Origin of the sequence: Vibrio jasicida CAIM 1864 = LMG 25398 (assembly GCF_000400365.1) — a bacterium.
GTDB lineage: Bacteria > Pseudomonadota > Gammaproteobacteria > Enterobacterales > Vibrionaceae > Vibrio > Vibrio jasicida.
Map to the genome: position 1 here is coordinate 1 of NZ_BAOG01000054.1, position 20,985 is coordinate 20,985.

General features: G+C 45.0%; 18 protein-coding genes. 12 read left to right on the forward strand and 6 right to left on the reverse strand.

Annotation, left to right across the window (positions count from 1 at the left end; translation table 11 throughout):
- Nucleotides 1-97 precede the first annotated feature (97 nt).
- Nucleotides 98-883 (reverse strand): zinc ABC transporter permease subunit ZnuB, encoded by a 786-nt coding sequence (znuB, locus tag VJL_RS15745; RefSeq protein WP_038879265.1) that lies wholly within the window; start codon nt 881-883, stop codon nt 98-100.
- Entirely contained in the window at nt 876-1,664 is a 789-nt protein-coding gene (gene znuC, locus VJL_RS15750) for a zinc ABC transporter ATP-binding protein ZnuC (protein ID WP_038865671.1), read from the reverse strand. The genes znuB and znuC overlap by 8 nt, the downstream gene beginning before the upstream one ends.
- 78 nt (nt 1,665-1,742) lie before the next feature.
- On the opposite strand from znuC, the gene znuA reads away from it, so the two are divergent.
- From znuA to VJL_RS15775, 5 genes are all read left to right on the forward strand, one after another.
- Nucleotides 1,743-2,624 carry a zinc ABC transporter substrate-binding protein ZnuA gene (gene znuA / locus VJL_RS15755; RefSeq protein ID WP_038879268.1) on the forward strand — a complete coding sequence of 294 codons (882 nt, stop codon included), beginning with the start codon at nt 1,743-1,745 and terminating at the stop codon, nt 2,622-2,624.
- A 211-nt stretch (nt 2,625-2,835) separates the two neighbouring features.
- A complete protein-coding gene (locus VJL_RS15760; RefSeq protein WP_038879455.1) occupies nt 2,836-6,210 on the forward strand; it encodes an AraC family transcriptional regulator in 3,375 nt (1,124 codons plus the stop codon).
- A 761-nt stretch (nt 6,211-6,971) separates the two neighbouring features.
- The gene (locus VJL_RS15765) at nt 6,972-7,199 is read left to right on the forward strand and encodes a FeoA family protein (protein WP_038879271.1); all 228 of its coding nucleotides are present in this window, start codon (nt 6,972-6,974) and stop codon (nt 7,197-7,199) included.
- Nucleotides 7,199-9,475, forward strand: a complete 2,277-nt coding sequence (gene feoB / locus VJL_RS15770; protein WP_038879274.1) for a Fe(2+) transporter permease subunit FeoB — start codon at nt 7,199-7,201, stop codon at nt 9,473-9,475. The genes VJL_RS15765 and feoB overlap by 1 nt, the downstream gene beginning before the upstream one ends.
- On the forward strand, nt 9,472-9,702 hold the full coding sequence (locus tag VJL_RS15775; RefSeq protein WP_038865666.1) for a FeoC-like transcriptional regulator: 231 nt from the start codon (nt 9,472-9,474) through the stop codon (nt 9,700-9,702). The genes feoB and VJL_RS15775 overlap by 4 nt, the downstream gene beginning before the upstream one ends.
- A gap of 91 nt (nt 9,703-9,793) precedes the next feature.
- On the opposite strand, the gene VJL_RS15780 is transcribed toward VJL_RS15775, so the two are convergent.
- The 3 genes from VJL_RS15780 to argS all read right to left on the reverse strand — a co-directional run bounded on the left by VJL_RS15780 (nt 9,794) and on the right by argS (nt 12,732).
- Complete coding sequence (locus tag VJL_RS15780) at nt 9,794-10,315, reverse strand: YqhA family protein (RefSeq protein ID WP_038865664.1); 522 nt, start codon at nt 10,313-10,315, stop codon at nt 9,794-9,796.
- A gap of 150 nt (nt 10,316-10,465) precedes the next feature.
- On the reverse strand, nt 10,466-10,894 hold the full coding sequence (locus VJL_RS15785) for an HIT family protein (protein ID WP_038879276.1): 429 nt from the start codon (nt 10,892-10,894) through the stop codon (nt 10,466-10,468).
- Nucleotides 10,895-10,998: 104 nt separating this feature from the next.
- The gene (argS, locus tag VJL_RS15790; protein ID WP_038865662.1) at nt 10,999-12,732 is read right to left on the reverse strand and encodes an arginine--tRNA ligase; all 1,734 of its coding nucleotides are present in this window, start codon (nt 12,730-12,732) and stop codon (nt 10,999-11,001) included.
- A 220-nt stretch (nt 12,733-12,952) separates the two neighbouring features.
- Here argS and VJL_RS15795 point away from each other — a divergent pair, with 220 nt between their 5' ends.
- Nucleotides 12,953-13,552, forward strand: coding sequence for a VOC family protein (locus VJL_RS15795; protein ID WP_038879278.1), 600 nt, complete (start codon nt 12,953-12,955; stop codon nt 13,550-13,552).
- 75 nt (nt 13,553-13,627) lie between these two features.
- Here VJL_RS15795 and purU read toward each other — a convergent pair whose 3' ends face one another.
- Nucleotides 13,628-14,461 (reverse strand): formyltetrahydrofolate deformylase, encoded by an 834-nt coding sequence (gene purU / locus VJL_RS15800; protein WP_038879279.1) that lies wholly within the window; start codon nt 14,459-14,461, stop codon nt 13,628-13,630.
- A gap of 217 nt (nt 14,462-14,678) precedes the next feature.
- Here purU and yoaA point away from each other — a divergent pair, with 217 nt between their 5' ends.
- The 6 genes from yoaA (at nt 14,679) to fadD (ending at nt 20,958) form a co-directional block, all read left to right on the forward strand.
- Nucleotides 14,679-16,604 (forward strand): DNA repair helicase YoaA, encoded by a 1,926-nt coding sequence (gene yoaA, locus VJL_RS15805; protein WP_038879281.1) that lies wholly within the window; start codon nt 14,679-14,681, stop codon nt 16,602-16,604.
- 45 nt (nt 16,605-16,649) lie between these two features.
- Nucleotides 16,650-17,351 carry a tRNA (adenosine(37)-N6)-threonylcarbamoyltransferase complex dimerization subunit type 1 TsaB gene (tsaB, locus tag VJL_RS15810; RefSeq protein WP_038879283.1) on the forward strand — a complete coding sequence of 234 codons (702 nt, stop codon included), beginning with the start codon at nt 16,650-16,652 and terminating at the stop codon, nt 17,349-17,351.
- A gap of 59 nt (nt 17,352-17,410) precedes the next feature.
- A complete protein-coding gene (locus tag VJL_RS15815) occupies nt 17,411-17,716 on the forward strand; it encodes a hypothetical protein (RefSeq protein WP_005428720.1) in 306 nt (101 codons plus the stop codon).
- A 25-nt stretch (nt 17,717-17,741) separates the two neighbouring features.
- Nucleotides 17,742-18,299, forward strand: a complete 558-nt coding sequence (locus tag VJL_RS15820; RefSeq protein ID WP_038879286.1) for a Slp family lipoprotein — start codon at nt 17,742-17,744, stop codon at nt 18,297-18,299.
- 6 nt (nt 18,300-18,305) lie between these two features.
- Entirely contained in the window at nt 18,306-19,160 is an 855-nt protein-coding gene (locus tag VJL_RS15825; protein WP_038879288.1) for an alpha/beta fold hydrolase, read from the forward strand.
- Nucleotides 19,161-19,266: 106 nt separating this feature from the next.
- Complete coding sequence (gene fadD, locus VJL_RS15830) at nt 19,267-20,958, forward strand: long-chain-fatty-acid--CoA ligase FadD (RefSeq protein WP_038865654.1); 1,692 nt, start codon at nt 19,267-19,269, stop codon at nt 20,956-20,958.
- The last annotated feature ends 27 nt before the right edge of the window (nt 20,959-20,985 follow it).

A 20,985-nucleotide genomic window follows, 5' to 3' on the forward strand; every position in this document is an offset into this window, starting at 1 on the left:
ATTTTAGCTCGCGGCTATATTTGGACATAAAAAGACCCCCAATAATTAGTGTCCAACTATTGGGGGTCAGTTCATTTCGCAGGCTTTTCTTTTTGTCTTACGCTTTGCGCCTAATCAGTTGGCTAAGCATAAATAGGGATGTCGCGCTAATCACAACAGAAGGACCTGCGGGTGTATCAAAATGCCAAGACAGACTGAGTCCCATTAATACAGCAACAGAGCCAATGATTGAGGCGAAAAAGGCCATTTGTTCCGGCGATGAAGAGACTTTACGTGCGGTTGCTGCAGGGATGATCAATAGGGAAGTCATAATCAGTGCACCAACAAACTTCATACCTACTGCGATAACAATACCGACCATCAGCATTAATACTAAGCGCACTAAATCTGTATTTACGCCTTCGACAGCAGCTAACTCTTCACTTACGGTGCTCGATAACAATGGACGCCAGAAAAAGTACAAACATGCACTTACAGCCACAACACCAGCGTAAATGAACATTAAGTCTTGTGGAGAAACGGCGAGTAAATCACCAAATAGGTAGCTCATCAAGTCAATGCGAACATTATCCAAGAAGCTCACAGAAACTAAGCCGATGGAAAGGGCGCTATGAGCTAAAATACCAAGTAGGGTATCGGTGGCAACGAGTTGCTGTTTTTGTAGCGTTACGAGCAATACCGCAAGGGCTAAACAGCACACTAAAAGAGCCAGATACAAATTTACATTAAGCAGAAAGCCAAGGGCGAGTCCCATTAGGGAAGCATGCGCTAACGTATCACCAAAGTAAGCCATTTTCCGCCACACGACGAAAGAGCCTAATGGTCCTGCAATAATGGCAATACCAATGCCAGCAAGAATAGAAGGCAGTAAAAACTCAATCATGGTGGTGATGTCCGTGGTTATGTTGTGAGCAAGATGTCGCATCGCCTGTTACAGGAGAGCCAGCAAGATCGTGATGATGGTGTTCATGATCATGATGATAAAAAGCAAGCGATTCACGAGTCGCGTTACCAAATAGAGCGATGTACGACGGATGCTGAGTAATCGTCGCTGGTGAGCCAGAGCAACAAACATGATGGTGCAAACATATGACATCATCTGTTTTCGCCATTACCAGATGCAGGTCGTGCGATACCATGAATACACCACAATCGAAGCGATGACGAATGCTTTCGATTAAATCGTATAAGTCAATCTGACCTTGAATATCAACGCCTTGAGCTGGTTCATCAAGTACTAAGAGTTCTGGTCGCTGGAGTAGAGCACGAGCGAGCAATACCCGCTGGTTCTCACCACCAGACAAGCGATGCATATTGCTATTTAGTAAGTGTTCCGCTCCAACTAATCTCAAAGCATCTAGGCATTCTTGTTTGCTGTATTTCCCAGCAAGATTAAGGAATCGAACGACATTGAGAGGCAGAGAGTCGTTGAGTTTCAGTTTCTGAGGAACATATCCAATCTTCAGCTTTCGTTTGTTCGTAAGTTTGCCACTTGTCGGTTTTTGTAACCCTAAAATGACTCGAACTAAAGTGGATTTTCCCGCTCCGTTGGGACCGATAAGAGTAGTGATTTTACCCTTTTCTAATTCCATGCTGATGTTATCAAGAACTCTACGACCATCGAATTCGACGCACAGCTGTTCAAGACGGACTAATGAAGACATGAATGAAACTCATTTGCAAACTGATGATGTTATAATGTAACATTATCTCACTTTCAACGCCATATCCCAAGTAAAACTATGAAAAGAGCACTAATTCTTGTTGCTTCAGCAATACTAACTTTACCTGCACACGCAGTGACCGTGTTAACTAGCATCAAACCTATTCAAATGATCACAACTGAGCTAACGGAAGGTGTAACAACACCGGATGTGTTACTTCAGAATAATGCCTCTCCTCATGATTATGCTTTGCGTCCTTCGGATGTAAAAAAAGCGGCTGCGGCTGATCTTGTTATTTGGTATGGGCATGATTTAGAACCCTTCCTTGAAAAAGTGGTAGCAGACAAAGACAACACGCTTACCGTAAGTAAAATCCCAGACCTTAAATTGCGTGAATTTGGTAGCGAGCATGCTCACGACCATGATGGGCACGATCACGGTACCCATGATCCTCATTTTTGGCTTGGTATTGAAACCGTTCAACAAGTCGCTAACGCGATCGCCCATAAACTCGCTGAAATCGATCCTGCTAATGCCAGCACTTATGCAGCAAACCTGAAAAAATTTGATGAACATCTGAAAACGACAGACGCAGAAATTAAGCAAGAGCTTACGCCAGTTAAAGACAAGGGGTACTTCGTTTTCCATGATGCCTATGGTTACTTTGAAGCGCGTTATGGGCTAAACCAAATGGGCCACTTTACTGTCTCTCCTGATCGCAAGCCTGGCGCAAAAACATTGATTCATATCCGTAAAACACTAGGGACGGGCGATGTAGCATGTGTCTTTTCTGAGCCACAGTTTACTCCTGCAGTGATCGAAAGTGTTATGCGTGGTAATGACGTGAACACTGGCGTACTTGATCCGCTAGGCAGTGAAATTGATGTACAGTCAGGCAGTTACTTTGCATTTCTGAAACAAATGTCGAATAGCTTTAGTCAATGTTTGAGCGAAAAGTAACAAATGTGTTGTTACTCCTTACACTGAATTCGTTTTTAACGTGATCCAACAGTAAGAATTGCAACCTTTGGCGCAGTGAGTCTTTCCTATTAAAGGATTTGAAGTATCATTATCAATAATTAGCGGCTCGAAATAACCATATTGACACTTAGCTATGGAAGGCATGAATGTACAAGAGCACGCACGTATTGATACATGTAAGGATTTCAACTTGCTGCGCCCATTAGCCCTATTTTTTGGGGTTTTTATCCTCTCATTTCAAACGTTTGCTTCAAGTGAAGCGAATGCGATCTTCTACCCTTTGCCAAATCAGGTTAAGGGCACTTTTATTGCGGCGAAAAAATTGTTTCCTGGTGAACAGGGCGGGCTATGGATCCATGATGTTCACGGCAGAGTATTGTTCTATGACGGTCAAACGACGCTTCCCAAATCAGGCAGTTTCCTGCCAGCGAGAGAAGAACAATTAGCCTATCACAAAGGGTCATTTTGGACCTTTGTTGAAAATGAAGTTTATCAAACCTACCCAAATCGAGATCGTCGGCTAGTCTTTAGCCTCAATCCAGGCTCCCAAATACGTAAAATTGGTTCTTCGGGTCAATATATTTGGGTCAGTGATGGTGCGCATTTCTATACGTATAACATCGACACCAGCGAGCTGAATTCCTTCTCATTGCTCCAGCTTTATCAGCACAGCAACAATAGTTATGTATACATCAACGATGCCATATTTGTTGAAACAAAATGGGCCTTGGCGACGACATCAGGTGTCTACCTTTCTGAAGGCAATTCGTTTAACCACGTCGTTTCCTCAGGTAAGCACTACATAGAAAAAGTCTATTATTCGCATACCCGAAGGGAAATACTCATCGGAACGTTGAAAGGTGCGCTGATTTTCAATATTTACGAGCCTAACAAACCCGTGATCAGAATCGGAGCCTCCCATGTTTTGACGTTTGCAGAGACGAACCAAGAGTATTGGGTTGGTACAGAACAAGGGTTATATCTGTACTCTTTTTTGACTGGTGCTGTGACTCAGGTGACGCCTGCAAGTTTCTTGGAGATCGAATTAGCGAGTACCAAAATTTACTCTTTGTTGAACGATAATATGGGAGGAATGTGGATCGCGACGAATCAAGGGATTCGCTATTACTCACTATTCAGCAAAAAGTTTGAACGTATTACTTTCAGCAGTTATGACTCACAAACACTTTCTGGCCGTATTCGACAGACATTAACTGGCCCAGATGGCGTGTTATGGTTTGTCGATGACCACAACTTATATCGTTCTGGCTCTAAAGGTGTCATGAAAGTGATGAATTTAGCATCACAAATCAATGAGTTTGCTTTCCAAGGCGACAGATTATGGCTGGCGACGTCTTCAGGATTAGAGATCTACAATTTAAATGATTTAGAACGTGTTAGTTATCCCTATTTAAGGGTTATGGCTGGTCGACCTATCGAACATATCGTTGCTGATGGTTCAACAAGACTGTGGGCTTCAAGTGGGTATCAATTATTTAATATTGATGTTTCTAGCCAAGAAGTTAGGAACTTTGGTAGTGATTGGTTAGTCAGCCAATACCTACCTGCTAAGATCACCCGTCTCTACGACAAAGAAGAACTGTTATTGATTGGTACTGACCACGGTGTGTACGAGTACGATGGAGAACGAATCCGATTTAACCGTTTCTCAGAAAAATACGGTGAATCCTTAGACATGATTACAGCAATCGACGGTTCTCAGTGGTTTGCCTCTGCATACGGCGTGTTTAAAACGGTGCCAGGTAGTGATTCAAAGCAAGTCATGGAAATGAGTGTTTCCAACTCTCGTCCTGCATGTATGATCAGTGACTCTGAAGGCGTCTGGCTCGCATCGTCTGTTGGCCTGAGTTATTACCATTTGTCTGGTCAGTTAATGAAACATTATTCCTCTTCATCCGGCTTGATAAATAATGAGTTCTTGCCTGGTGTATGTAATACGATCAGGCGTGCTGAGGATAGTGACCGCCAACTTATCTTTGGTTCGCAATATGGGTTGGTCAAGGCTGATGCTTCTAAGCTTCTGGTGTCTAATACGCCAGAATCCAAGCTTATTGTTAGCCAAGTCATGTTAGAAAATGATGTGGTTCAAGTCGGAAGCGCCGATCTTTTGGAGATGAAGCTACCGTATGGGTCTTCTTTAAGTTTCCTTTTTGGTGTCATGCCTAAACCTGACAATCAGAATTTGTATTATCGCTTGCACGAAAATGAGAAGTGGCAAACTTTAGAAGGTGGACAACTGACTCTAGAGCACCTGAATTCAGGAGAGTATCACTTACAAGTGAGTAATGACTCACAATTAGCCTCTGGAATGATAGGGCTTGATTCGAAATTTACTGTCTTGGAACCGTGGTATTTATCTAAACTCGCGATCACGGGTTTTACCATGGTGGTTATTGTCATTCTTGCTTTGATTATTTACTGGCGTTCTCGCTATGTACTACAGGCCAACCGTGACCTCGCTGCTCAAGTTACATTGAAAACAAACCAATTACGCCATCAAAGTCGTGTATTACTCACCAGTAATCAGCAGTTGAGAAAGCAAATACAGGTAAGAAACTTATTAGTCGACCATGTTGCCCAATCGATTAAGACAAGCGTCGATTCCATTGCCAATAGGTTGCCTATAGATCTGGACTCAGCAACCCAAGACCATCTTTCGAAAACCTACTGGCAACTTAACGAATTAAAGAGTTCGCCAGAAGATAGCAGCGGTGGCAGCCAAAATTACAACCTAAGCCAAATAACGCAGTCTGTCGTTGACGTATGGCGAGAGGATTTCTCGAAAGCTGGCATTGTTGTCGAGTTGGAAGATGCTTATAAATCCAGTCGAATCGCACTTGAGAGTTTTAATCTCGATGTTATCTTCAATAGCATCTTTGCTAATGCGATAAAGCGTTCATTCCGAGGTCAGTCAGTTAAGCTGGTCTTAGAGGAGGGAAATGACATTGTTTCGCTCAGCTTTATCGATTACGGAACTCAACTGCCTAGTAAAGTGTCGACGATGCGTCCTTCTAATACTACAAATGTAGACTTAAGTATGGACAACCTGCCTCAACTGGTATCGGTGAGTGGAGGACATTTATCAATGTTCGCCTCTGATGCTCAGAATAAAATCGAAATCACTTGGCCATGTGCGCAAGAGCTGAGCCATGTTGAGGAATCATTACCGGAATTTACCCAATCAGAACCAATATCGGAGAAAGTGTCACCGGAGCAAGAGTGGCTGATGAAAGTTTATCAATTAGTTGCAGAAAATTATCATGATGCGGAATTCGGTACCGCCTCTGCGGCGAAGTTGCTGTTTATGTCTGAACGTAGCTTACAGCGTCGTTTCAAATCCGCGTCATCGAGAACTTTCAAAGATTATCTTACAGAGGTGCGCTTAGAAACAGCATGTGAGCAACTATTAGCGGGTGAAAAAATCAGTGAGGTTGCATTTAATTGCGGATTTAATGACCCTTCCTACTTCAGTCAAAAGTTTAAGCACCACTTCGGTTTACCTCCGTCTAAGTTTGCTATGACGCAAGAGAATCAAGTTAGCTAGATTCATTAGCTTTTGATGCTCTGCTATTAAATTGTTAAGCCCGGCTCGTTTTGATGCTGGGCTTTTTATTACGCCAAGCATCGAATCGACTTGGTTTGACGCGGCTTGTTAGAGGCATGCTTTGAGATGCGAGTTATGACTATTTATCACATGATCTTTTGGTTGTGTGGGGTTGAGCGTGCTCGAGGTAGTGCAATTAAGTTCGGGAAACTAACAGTGAACAATGGAGTGTTGATGTATTGAGTATTAAGGGGAGTAAAGCGTTAAGTGGATAAAGAAAGAGAAGAAAAAAATATCGTGGTATAGCCGGGGGGACTATACCACGGGTGTCAATGACACCTTCGCTTGCTGCCGGAGTGACATGTTGCCATGTCACCTCTGGAATTCTTTTGAGTGGCTGTTGCCTCTCGATGGATTAACTATACGAGACCTTACTTATTTTTCTTATAAAAATAACGACAGGTTAATGTGAGAAAAGCGACAAAATGCCAAGTTTAACCTAAGCTCATGTTTTTGTTTGTTATTTTGTTTGACTAGTATTGGCTTGTTGCGATTGTGTTAATTGCTGTATTGCTGAAAATATTCAATTTTGACGAAAATGACGAGAGATTGATTAACGGAGTTGACGTTGTATTTCGTCAAAAGCATTAATGAAATCTTTGATTTCACACAATGAATGCAAGGGAATGGCGGAGTATCATCTGCTTCCTGTATACTATTAATAATAATATTTCTCATTAGCACTACCCTTAAGGGCCATTATGAAGTTATCAGAGATTAAACCCGGCGAAACGGTGACTATTCGTTTATTGGAAGGTCTTACATCGGATGTCAGAAAAAAGCTTATGGTGATGGGTTTACTTCCCAATACTGAAGTGAAAGTCATTCGACGAGCTCCAATGGGTGACCCACTGCAAGTAGAAGTACGTGGTGTTTCTGTGGCACTACGAGAAGCTATTGCTCAAAGCATCGAAGTGGAGCGCGTATAATGCAATACCAAATTCTTACAGTCGGTAACCCAAACAGCGGTAAAACGACGCTTTTTAATGGTCTTACTGGTGCAAAGCAGCAAGTAGGTAACTGGGCAGGTGTCACCGTCGAGAAGAAAACCGGTCAGTTCAAACATGCCGGTGACGACTTTGCTTTAACTGACCTGCCGGGCATTTACTCTTTAGACAGTGGTAATGACAGCAACAGTATTGATGAATCCATTGCCTCTCGTGCGGTTCTGACGCACCCTGCTGATCTGATCATCAACGTAGTCGATGCAACAAGTCTTGAACGTAGCTTATATATGACACTGCAGTTGCGCGAACTTGGTCGTCCGATGATTGTTGTATTAAACAAAATGGACGCACTTAAGCGTGAACGCCAAATCATCAACGTTGCAGAACTAGAAAAAACGTTGGGTTGCCCGGTAGTTAGCCTTTCAGCGACAAACAAAGCACAAGTAGCAGAATTTAAAGAGAAGCTGCACAAGTCTGTGGTTCAAGGTGTCGCGTTAAAAGAAGTCGCTTTGAATTACGGCGAACAAATGGAAGCGGCGATCGGCAAAGTTTCGGCTCTTTTCAATGATCAAACCGTTTCTCACCGAGCATTGGCGATTCGCGCACTAGAAAAAGATGCACTGGTTCTTAATAGCATGTCGGATGCAGACCGCAATGGTGTTGAAAATACGATTGCCGAGCTAGATCTTGATGTTGACCTGCATGTGGCTGACACCAAATACACACATCTTCACGAAGAGTGTAAGAAAGTACGCCGTAGCGAAGGTAAGTTAAGCCGCAGCGTGACTGAAAAGCTAGACCAATTCATTTTGAACAAGTGGGTGGGCATCCCATTCTTCTTCGTTGTGATGTACCTAATGTTCATGTTCTCTATCAACATTGGTAGTGCGTTCATCGACTTCTTCGATATCGGTGTTGGTGCTCTGTTGGTTGATGGTGGTCACCACTTGTTAGACGGTCATTTGCCTGTGTGGTTAGTGACGGTGCTTGCTGATGGTATCGGCGGCGGTATCCAGACGGTTGCAACCTTCATTCCGGTTATCGCTTGTTTGTACCTGTTCCTAGCGGTACTTGAGAGCTCAGGTTACATGGCTCGTGCAGCATTCGTACTAGATAAAGTGATGCAGAAGATTGGCTTACCGGGTAAAGCATTCGTTCCGCTCGTGCTGGGCTTTGGTTGTAACGTACCGTCAATCATGGCGACTCGTACTCTAGACCAAGAACGTGAGCGCAAACTGGCTGCATCTATGGCGCCATTTATGTCATGTGGTGCTCGTCTGCCTGTATACGCGTTATTCGCTGCGGCATTCTTCCCAGGTTCTGGTCAGAACATTGTATTCGCACTTTACCTACTTGGTATTGTGGCAGCGATCTTCACGGGTCTTTTCCTTAAGCACACGCTTTACCCAGGTAGCAGTGATAGCCTAGTGATGGAAATGCCAGACTATGAGCTTCCTACGCTACAAAACGTCGTGATCAAAACTTGGCAAAAACTGAAGCGCTTTGTTCTAGGTGCCGGTAAAACCATCGTAATCGTTGTTGCTATTCTGAGTTTCTTCAACTCATTGGGTACTGATGGCAGTTTTGGTAACGAAGACAGCGAAAACTCTGTGCTTTCTAAAGCAGCGCAAGTTGTGACTCCAGTATTCTCACCAATCGGTGTTCAAGAAGACAACTGGCCAGCGACGGTAGGTATCATTACCGGTATCTTCGCAAAAGAGGCGGTAGTTGGTACGCTGAACAGTCTATACACTACGCCAAGCGACGGCGAAGACGCAGAATTTGACCTAATGGGCAGCCTAGAAGAGGCAGTAATGAGTATCCCAGAAAACCTAGCCGGTTTGAGCTACTCAGATCCACTAGGTATTGAAGTGGGTGACTTAACTGACTCAAATGCGGTTGCAGAAGAACAAGAAGTCGATGCTTCTATCTTCGGTAACATCAAATCGCAGTTTGCTTCTGGCAATGCAGCGTTTGCTTACCTAATCTTTATCTTACTGTACACACCATGTGTTGCAGCAATGGGTGCTTACGTACGTGAGTTTGGCCATAAGTTCGCTCGATTTATAGCAGTATGGACAATGGGATTGGCTTACCTATGTGCGACGTTCTACAACCAACTGACACATTTCGCAGATAGCCCAGTGACCAGTGGTATTTGGATTGCGGTAATTGTAGCAATCTTCTTTGGTACATACCGTGTGTTCAAACGAGTTGGTAAGAAGCAAAACGGTGCATTAGAGGCGCAAGTAGCATGATTTTAAAAGAGCTTTATCAATACATTGCAGACAAAGGAATCGTCTCTCAATCAGATCTGGCTAAGCAGTTTGGGATGAGTGAAGATGGCGCCGACGCGATGTTAAGCGTGTGGATCAAGAAGGGAAAAATTAACCGTCTAGTCGACACCAATAAAGCTCATGATGTGACTCGAGTACGTTACTCAGTAACTAAGCAAGATGGTTTATCACTGACAGTGACCATGTAGCAATTAAAATTATCATGTAAAGACGACAAAGCCGCATCAGTAACGATGCGGCTTTTCTTTTGCTAGTTATTGTATTGTGAATACAGCGGAATCAATGCTCTTCAGAGTGTTTAGTCGCACCTAACCCGAGGAACTTCAACCCTAGACTTAAAACTAAAATCGAAATAGGTAAGGTCAAGATCGTCCAATTTAAGCTGTCGAAGTTAATCAGTACGAGCTCCAAGAACTTCACAAACAAAATCACAATGATGACTTCAGCCAAGATATTTTTCAGGTGGCCGATGTTTGGGGTTCTGATCCAATGTAAAACCGACTGTTCTTGTGTTTTCGCTTTAGCTTTGTTGGAAATAAATAGTGTGTAGATGCCGTGAGCAAAGATGAACAAAACTAGCGCAACAAGAAATGTATCCAGCGACTTAATCAAATAAGCGATCGCGATATCTGCTTTATCTAAATGTGCGAGTGCTTCCGGAGGTGTTTGATTAAGAATGAAGACTGCAAACGCCGAATAGGTTTTCGCTGCGCCCATAACAAAAAGCAAGAACGAAGCAGCCATAGAACAGATGATGGCGATCCAGCTGACGTATCGGAATGTGTTGAAGACTTGTTTCATGATGACCCTCTCTAATTGAGCTGGCAGTCTAAACAAGTTTGATTTAAGTGATAATCCCAGAAAAATGAGAAAGATTGTTACAAATATGTATTAATCTTCCTCTACTTATCTCGTGTGTATTCAAAGGCGGATGATTTTTACTCGCGGTGCTTATGCCTTTTGGAAAATAGAGCTCAGTGACAGTACGTTCTTAATGCGCCCAAGTAGCTCGTTTTGCTCTTCTTCTGTACGGAATTTACCTTTGGTGTTACCCCAAACCGGTCCAGGCCATGCGACGTCATCTTTGAAGCGAGCGATATGGTGAATGTGCAGCTGTGGCACCATATTACCTAGCGCACCAAGGTTTAACTTGTCTGGACGGAATGTGGCTTCCAGTGCTTGGCTTACCGCTTGAGACTCTAGCAAAAATTGTTGCTGTTCTTGCATTGGCAAGTGGTGAAGCTCTTTTAGGTTTGCACGTTTAGGTACCAAGATAACCCATGGCACGGCATTGTCTTTATGCAGAAGCGCCACACACAGTGGGAAGTGACCGATAACGGTGGTGTCTTTTGCCAGTTGAGGGTGCAGTTCAAAACTCATTATATTATCCGATTTGAATTGAATGACATCAGTATACGCCAGATAAAACAAAAGGTTGGCGCTTTCACGCCAACCTTTCTAAATCATCTCGATTCTCAATTCGCTTACATGCGCTCTAGAGTATCGATACCTAGTAGAGACAGCCCCTGCTTGATAGTCTTCGCTGTTAGCGCTGCTAGTTTCAGACGGCTTTGTTTCACTGCTTCGTCTTCTGCAACTAGGATAGGGCACGCTTCGTAGAAGCTAGAGAACTGACCTGCTAATTCGAATAGGTAGCTACACATGATGTGTGGTTGACCTTCGCGAGCAACAGATTGAACCGCTTCTTCGAACTGCATGAGTTTTGCAATAAGCGCTTTTTCTTTCTCGTCAGTGATTTTGATTTCACCTTGTAGATCATCCATAGAAACGCCAGCTTTAGCGAATACAGATGCTACACGAGTGTAAGCGTATTGCATGTACGGTGCAGTGTTACCTTCGAACGCTAGCATGTTGTCCCAATCGAACACGTAGTCCGTTGTACGGTGCTTAGAAAGGTCTGCGTATTTAACCGCTGCCATTGCAACAGTATTTGCGATCGCTTTCTTCTCGTCTTCAGCTAGCTCAGGGTTCTTAGATTCGATCAGCTGTGCTGCACGAACTTCTGCTTCATCAAGAAGGTCTGCTAGACGAACAGTACCACCAGCACGAGTCTTGAATGGTTTACCGTCTTTACCTAGCATCATGCCGAATGCATGGTGTTCAAGAGAAACAGATTCTGGAATGTAACCCGCTTTACGAACGATAGTCCAAGCTTGCATTAGGTGTTGGTGCTGACGAGAGTCGATGAAGTAAAGTACGCGATCCGCGCCTAGTTCCTCGTAACGGTATTTCGCACATGCGATGTCCGTTGTTGTGTATAGGAAGCCGCCGTCGCGTTTCTGAACGATAACGCCCATCGCTTCGCCGTCTTTGTTCTTGAATTCTTCAAGGAACACAACTTGCGCGCCATCATCTTCAACCGCAAGACCTTGTGCTTTAAGGTCTGCTACGATCTTAGGTAGCATGTCGTTGTACATGCTCTCGCCCATTACGTCATCACGAGATAGAGATACGTTTAGACGATCGTAGTTGCGTTGGTTTTGGATCATGGTAACGTCAACTAGCTTCTTCCACATTTCTGCGCAGAACTCGTCACCGCTTTGCAGTTTTACAACGTAGCCACGAGCTTTTACTGCAAACTCTTCGTCTTCATCGTACAGCTTTTTCGATTCACGGTAGAAACCTTCAAGATCCGCCAGTTCCATAGAAACTTCGCCAGACTCTTGTTGTACACGCTCAAGGTTTGCGATAAGCATGCCGAACTGAGTACCCCAGTCACCGATGTGGTTCGCACGGATCACTTTGTGACCTAGGAACTCAAGAGTACGTACTACTGCATCACCGATGATGGTTGAACGTAGGTGACCAACGTGCATTTCTTTAGCAACGTTTGGTGCAGAGTAGTCAGCAACGATAGTTTGAGCTTCGTCTGCTGCAACGCCAAGACGTGAGTCAGCCAGTGCTGCTTCCGCTTGTTTTGCTAGGAACTCTTCGCTTAGGAAAATGTTGATGAAACCAGGACCAGCGATTTCTGTCTTGCTCGCAATACCATCTAGGTCTAGAACATCCAGTACTTTCTGTGCAAATTCTCGTGGGTTAGTACCCAGTTTTTTAGCAACGCCCATTACGCCGTTTGCTTGGTAGTCACCAAATTGTGGCTTTGCTGATTGGCGTACTGCCGCAGGGCTGCCTGCAGGTGCGCCAGCGGCTTCTAGAGCCTGAGATACTTTGTCATTAATAAGTGCTTGGATATTCACACGCGTTTCCTTCAATTCAAGGACGAAGAACTCGGCGAAGTAAGTGCCGAGTTCTGTTGGAGTTCACAAAAATGGGGCTAATGATAACAACTTTATTGCTTTTCATACAGAGAGGAATTGGGGAAATTTATACTTTTTCGATTGAATGGAAATGTGGCTTAGTTTGCGTTTACTATTGCGCTCAGAGTAATGAGATAAATCGCCCTATAAGAGAGCCACAATGACGACTCAACTAGTTGAAAAACGCCTAGCGCCTGAATTGATGATCCAAGATCTGGATGCATTTATGGCGAAGATTGAAGAGCTTGCATCCCTGTTAAAACTGGATCTGAGCTTTGCTCAAGCAGATCATATTGCATTGCGTATTAATGATACTGAAACAGCGAAAGCAGCGCATGAAGCATGGAGCCAATACGGTAAGGTGATTTCACAAGCGAAAATCAACGGTCGCCCAATTATCGTCATTGAATTTGATAAAGCACTGGAAAGCCGTGGCTGGAAGATAGAGTGTTTGGAGCTACCATACCCAGCGGAAGGCAAAATCTACTCAACTGAAAGCTGGGAACATGTGGAGTTTGTGATTCCGTCTCATGCTGAAACCGCCGATGAGTTTTTAGCGGATTTGAAACACACTTATCCTGCGTTTGGTGCGCGTTTTGATGAGTTAGGAGAGCTGGGCGTGAAGATCAAACTGTCGAGCCCAAAAGGGGAAGGCGAACGCTTGAACAACCCAACCGTGGCGTTTAAGTATCAAGGTATTTGTATCAAGTTGCACCCACATTCACTCAAGCGTATTGTGGAGTCAGAGCAGGCTGAATAAGTTAGCTTTTAACGATTAGAAAGAAGAAAGGGTTGCCCAATGAGCAACCCTTTCTTTTATTGAAATTCGATAAACTTAAAGAATAACCGTCTTATTGCCGTAAACAAAAACGTGATCATTGATCACTTTATTCAAAGCCTTGCTCAATACGTTCTTCTCGACATCGCGACCCGCTTGCGCCATATCTTGTGCGCTAAACGTGTGATCCACTGGAATAACGTCCTGCTTGATGATTGGGCCTTCATCCAAGTCATTCGTCACGAAGTGCGCTGTTGCACCGATGATCTTCACACCGCGGTCGTAAGCTTGTTGGTACGGTTTTGCGCCGATAAACGCGGGTAAGAAGCTGTGGTGGATATTGATGATCTTGTGACGGTATTTCTCTACGAAAGTTGGAGTGAGAACACGCATGTATTTCGCTAGCACAAGATAATCGGCATCATATTGATCAATCACTTCAAGCATCTTCTGCTCGTGCTCTTCACGGCTAAGATCTTCGTGTGTCACGTGGTGATAAGGGATATCAAAACGTTCGGTCAGCGTTTGCAGTTTGTCGTAGTTACCAACAACCGCAGCAATTTCAACATCTAAGCTGCCGTCATAAGTCTTCATCAGAATATCACCCAAACAGTGCGCTTCTTTCGTCACTAGGATAACGATGCGTTTGCGGCGAGAGCTGATCAACGTGCGCTTTGCTCCTTGCGGCAGTGCTTGATCTAAATCAGCGAGAAGCGTTTGATCGTTGAAGTACCCCTCCAACTCAGTTCTCATGAAAAAGTGCCCACTGGTGTTATCAACAAACTCGTTATTATGAACGATATTCAGCTGATGCTTATAACAGATATTGGTGATTTTTGAGATTAGACCCGGTGCGTCGCTGCAATGAGTCAACAGTGTTTTCTTTTCCATAAATCAGATACTTCCATGCATTATTTTTCTAGCGTACGAATAAAGTACTCACTTTAGAAGCGTGAATCGTACGGCAATCTGACTTCATAAATAATCTATTCTTGGCGTGGTTTCAACAAATTATCCGCATGATGCTAAAACCTAGTGCTTTTGTTGGCTGATGTTTACGCTCAACTCCTGATATACTCTCGACAATTTTTCCAACCAGATGTCAGGCATGATCGCAAAAACATTCTCCTCTGAGGGCGCGTTAGGTAAAGCCATTCCGGGCTTCCAAGCTCGCCAGCCACAAATTGATATGGCAGAAGCTGTCAGCAATGCGATCAAAGACCAAACTCAGTTGGTGGTTGAAGCGGGAACGGGGACCGGCAAAACCTTCGCTTACCTTGTGCCTGCGTTATTAAGTGGCAAGAAAGTCATCATCAGTACCGGGTCAAAGAACCTACAAGAACAGCTATATCACCGTGATTTGCCTTTGATGGTGAATTCGCTGGGCTTCTATGGTCAAGTGGCACTTTTAAAAGGTCGTTCTAACTACCTTTGTTTGGATCGTTTAAGTCGTCAAATGGTTGAAAGCCATACGAATCAAGCTGACCCAACACTGCTTACCCAATTGGTTAAGGTTCGTAGTTGGTCGTCTGAAACTAAAACGGGTGACTTGGGTGATTGCGATGATCTGCCAGAAGACAGCATGATTATTCCGACGATTACGTCAACGAATGATAACTGTCTCGGTAAAGACTGTCCGAGTTACACCGATTGTTTCGTCTTGAAAGCACGTAAACGTGCGATGGATTCAGACATTGTTGTAGTCAACCACCACTTATTCCTTGCGGACCTTGCGATCAAAGAAACTGGCTTTGGTGAATTGATCCCAGAAGCTGACGTGTTTATCTTCGACGAAGCTCACCAGCTTCCAGATATTGCCAGCGAATACTTCGGTCAATCGATCTCTAGCCGTCAGATCCAAGAGCTCGCCAAAGACATTGAGATTGCCTACCGTACAGAAGCAAAAGACATGCGCCAGCTGCAAAAAGTGGGTGATAAGCTGATGCAAAGTGCGATGGACATGCGCATCGTGCTGGGTGAGCCGGGCTTTCGTGGTAACTGGCGTGAAGCGATGCAATCTGAGTCCATTAAACGTGAATTGGTGCGTTTAACTGATAGCTTAGATCTGGCGATTGATGTGTTGAAACTGGCACTGGGTCGAAGCCAGTTGCTGGATACTGCGTTTGAACGTGCCAATCTAATAAAAGGTCGAATTGACCGTGTTTGCGATGTCGACATCACAGGTTATTCCTATTGGTTTGATACATCGCCACGTCATTTTGCTCTGCACATTACGCCGCTTTCTGTGGCGGATAAATTCCATGAGCAAATCGAAATCAAACAAGGCGCGTGGATTTTTACCTCAGCAACCCTAGCGGTTTCGGGTGACTTTAAACACTTTACCGACCGTCTTGGATTAAAGCCGAAGCAACAGTTTTCGTTGCCATCTCCGTTTGATTACGAGAAGCAAGCACGCTTATGTGTGCCTCGTTATCTACCAGAGCCAAACAGCCCTGGCTTAGCCGACAAACTGGTGCGAATGCTTGCGCCTGTAATTGAAGAAAACGATGGGCGTTGTTTCTTTCTGTGTACTTCGCACAGCATGATGCGTGAGCTTGGTGAACGCTTTCGTGAAGTGCTGGATTTGCCAGTGCTAATGCAAGGCGAAATGAGTAAACAAAAGACCCTTGCCGAGTTTATGGAGCTAGGTAATGCATTGCTGGTGGCGACGGGGGCATTCTGGGAGGGGATCGATGTTAGAGGTGATGCGCTGAGCTGTGTTATCATCGACAAATTACCGTTTACTGCCCCTGATGACCCGCTGCTCAAAGCCCGAATCGAAGATTGTCGATTACGTGGCGGTGAGCCGTTTGCAGAAGTGCAAATCCCAGATGCGGTTATCACGTTAAAGCAGGGTGTAGGACGTTTGATTCGAGACCAAAAAGACCATGGTGCCTTGATCATTTGCGACAACCGTTTGGTAACGCGTGATTACGGTGGCATCTTCCTCGGCAGTTTACCGCCAATCCCAAGAACACGGGATTTGGAACGAATCAAAACATTCCTAAAAACAGAACAACCTGCCGCAGATTAATACGCTGTGGCATCAATAAATTAAAGAAGAATTGTAGAGAGTTACATGAGCGCAAAAATTCTTGCTATCGATACGGCAACTGAAAACTGTTCAGTTGCGCTACTGGTTAATGACCAAGTGATTTCACGCAGTGAAGTGGCTCCTCGTGACCACACTAAGAAAGTGCTGCCTATGGTAGATGAAGTACTGAAAGAAGCGGGCCTGACTCTACAAGATTTAGACGCATTGGCGTTTGGTCGTGGTCCGGGCAGTTTTACTGGCGTTCGTATCGGGATTGGTATTGCACAAGGTTTAGCGTTTGGTGCTGATCTGCCAATGATCGGCGTTTCAACGCTGGCTGCGATGGCGCAAGCAAGCTACCGTCTACACGGCGCAACGGATGTAGCTGTTGCGATTGATGCACGCATGAGTGAAGTTTACTGGGCACGTTACACTCGCCAAGAAAACGGTGAATGGGCCGGTGTGGATGCAGAATGCGTTATTCCACCAGCGCGTCTAGCGGAAGAAGCGCAAGCAGACGACAAAACGTGGACTAAAGCGGGTACTGGTTGGGATGCTTACCAAGACGATCTTGGCAAACTGCCATTCAACTTAACGAGCGGTGATGTGCTTTACCCTGATTCGCAAGACATCGTGATTCTTGCTGAGCAGGAGCTTAAGAAAGGTAACACAGTCCCAGTAGAAGAATCGAGCCCGGTTTATCTGCGTGATAATGTGACGTGGAAGAAACTTCCGGGTCGCGAATAATTCATCACTACTAGAATATACGGGGCGTTTGCGTTTGCCCTGTATTTTTATGGAACGTTATGGCGTCTATCAATGGTTTACCTCCTGCGTTAATACCGGGTGCAAATCGCACCAATAAAGTCGGTAAAAAAGGGCAGGTAAAGAAAACTCAAGATAAGCAGTCCGTTGGTCAACCTTCTAAGGTGGCGAACGCCGTCGCGCATTCCATTAAGCAAGTGGATGAGTCTCAGATTCATCGTGCTCAAGTGCAATACGATTTGCCTGAGGGTCATGCTCGCAAAGCAATGGAACAGTATATGGATGTCATGAATCGAGCGAAAAAAGAGGAACTTGCTCAGTTACTCGGTGTCGATATCTATGTGTAAAACAACGAAATGATAGTAGGGGTTTATGAAACTTTCTGGACGTATTTTTCTGGTTATTATCGCAGCATTCGGGCTTTCTGCCTGTAGCTCTCTTCCTGAAGAGTTAAATGCAAGCACCGAGCAGGTTCTGACGGATTACAAAACCTTTGCCGAAGACCAAGGACAGGCTGCAAACGATGTTCGCCTTGGTGGTGTTATCGCGAAAGTGGATAACTTGAAAGACCAAACGCGTCTTGAGATCGTAAACCTTCCAATCAGCAAATCTGGCAAGCCAGATATCGACCAAGAACCAACGGGTCGCTTTGCGGTGTATTTTGATGGTTACTTAGAGCCAGTTTCTTTTAGTAAAGGTCGAATCATTACCGTTGTTGGTAAAGGTTCGGGCGAAGAAGAAGGCAAAATTGGTGAGCACCAATACATCTTCCCAGTCATCAAAGGCGATGGCTACCGCTTATGGAAGATTGAAGAGCGCGTACGTATGTACGACACACCAACCTATTACTACCCTTGTTACTCTATTAACTGCCGCATGTGGCGAAATGACTTCCCGCAAGATGGCAAGGTGATCAAGAAGGTTAAATAATCTGTGATGAATGAGCGCCGTTTCGAACTCCCAAATGGGAGTATGGCTGCCTTAGAGATCGGAAACGAAAAAACGACTGCTTGTTCAGTCGTTTTTCTTCATGGGTGGATGGATAACGCGGGCAGCTTCAAAAGTTTGATGAATGCCATCCATCAGCGAAACCCTGACCTTCATTTATTGGCGATTGACCTATTTGGTCATGGCTTATCCAGTCATAAATCCTCGGACAATTACTACCCCTTCCACGACTACATTGCTGATTTACACCAACTATTGGATGAATTATCACCAAACAGACTGATGTTAGTAGGGCATTCACTAGGCGCCTTAATCGCAAGTTGCTATAGTGCTGCCTTTCCTGAACAGGTCGAAGCGTTAGTGCAAATTGAAGGAGCGGGTCCACTCGCTGAACAACCTTCCAATAGTGTTAAACGACTGCGAGATGGTGTCCTTGGCCGACAACGTCAACGCAATAAACCGGAGCGAGCTATCGCTTCTTTCGATCTGGCGTTAAAGCTACGCATACAAGCGAATCACCTGACCGCCGAGCAGTTGATGCCAATCGTAAAGCGCGGAACTGAATGTCGTGAGAACCAGTGGTTTTGGCGACACGATGCCAAATTAAAGTGCAATTCTCTTTATCGTATGGCACAGGACCACGCGAACTCGATCACCAGCCAAATACGCTGTCCGCACCTGATCATATTGGGTGACAAAGGATTTCAGCATTTACAGTCTAACCAAGTCGATTGGGGCGAAAATCCACCAAATGTGGTTTCTGTCGCGGGTGGGCACCATTGCCATTTAGAGCAAACACTCGAGGTCGCAAAGCGAATTCTTGGTGTAGTTAACAAAATTTAAACAAGTGTTTGAGAGTTACGTGCTCAAGCACGTTTGCTGTGCTGTAATAGTGTTCAAAATAAAAAGGACGCTATTTTTTAGCCAGTTATAAACGAGGAGTAACATCGTGGATAAACCATGGCTTTCACGTTATCCAAGTGACGTACCTGAAACCATTAATCCAGAGCAATATGAGTCTTTGGTAGAAATGTTCGAACAGTCTGTTCAAAAGTACGCAGACCAACCGGCATTCATGAACATGGGCTCGGTCATGACCTTCCGCAAATTGGAAGAGCGTAGCCGCGCATTCGCCGCATACCTACAAAACGAACTTAAGCTGAAGAAGGGCGACCGTGTCGCGCTTATGATGCCAAACCTGCTGCAATACCCTGTCGCGCTATTTGGTGTTTTGCGTGCTGGCTGTATCGCTGTGAACGTGAACCCACTTTATACTCCACGTGAGCTTGAGCATCAGCTAAACGATGCTGGTGCAACGGCGATCGTTATCGTTTCTAACTTCGCGAACACACTTGAGCAGGTTGTAGAAAATACACCAGTGAAACACGTAGTCTTGACCAGTCTTGGCCAAATGCTACCACGCGCGAAAGGTACACTTGTCGACTTCGTCGTTAAGTACGTGAAAGGCATGGTACCTAAGTACGACTTACCTGGCGCAATCTCAATGCGCAAAGCACTGCACAGAGGTCGTCGCCTTCAGTACGTGAAGCCATTCATGTCTGGTGATGATATCGCATTCCTGCAGTATACCGGTGGTACAACGGGCGTAGCGAAAGGCGCAATCCTGACGCACCGCAACATGATTGCTAACGTTATGCAGGCGAAAGGTGCATACGGTCCAGTACTGTCTCCAGGTCGCGAGCTTGTTGTTACGGCACTGCCGCTTTACCACGTATTCGCGCTGACAGTGAACTGTCTACTGTTCGTTGAAATGGGTGGCAACAACTTGCTTATCACTAACCCGCGTGATATTCCGGGCTTTGTGAAAGAGCTGCAAAAATACCAGTTCACTGCAATTACTGGTGTTAACACCCTGTTTAACGCGCTAGTGAACAACGAAGATTTCCATGAGCTAGATTTCAGCAACCTTCGCCTAGCTGTAGGTGGTGGTATGGCAGTACAACGTGCCGTGGCTGAAAAATGGCAAAAGACCACCGGCTGTTACCTACTAGAAGGTTACGGTCTAACAGAATGCTCTCCATTGGTGGCGGCTTACCCGCACGACCTAGTGGAATATAACGGCTCTATCGGTCTGCCTGTACCATCAACTGAAGTACGTATTGTTGATGAAGAAGGTAATGCACTTGCAAACACAGAGACAGGTGAGCTTCAAGTTCGCGGTCCTCAAGTGATGCAAGGTTACTGGCAGCGCCCAGAAGCGACCAAAGAAGTGATCAACGAAGACGGTTGGCTATCGACGGGTGACATAGTTAAGTTTGATGATGAAGGCTTCTTGCACATTGTTGATCGTAAGAAAGACATGATTCTTGTATCAGGCTTCAACGTTTACCCGAACGAAATTGAAGACGTAGTTGCACTGCACGGCAAAGTACTGGAAGTCGCGGCTATCGGTCAGCCTCACGAAGTGTCTGGCGAGTTGGTGAAGATCTACGTTGTAAAACGCGATCCAAGCCTGACCAAAGACGAAGTGATTGCACACTGTCGCCAACACCTAACGGGCTACAAAGTACCGAAGTTGGTTGAGTTCCGTGAAGATCTACCTAAGACCAACGTAGGTAAGATCCTTCGTCGCGTATTGCGCGAAGAGAACGACGCAGAGCTCGCGAAGAAGAGCGCATAAGCGGATTTCTTTGTGCAACAATCATTT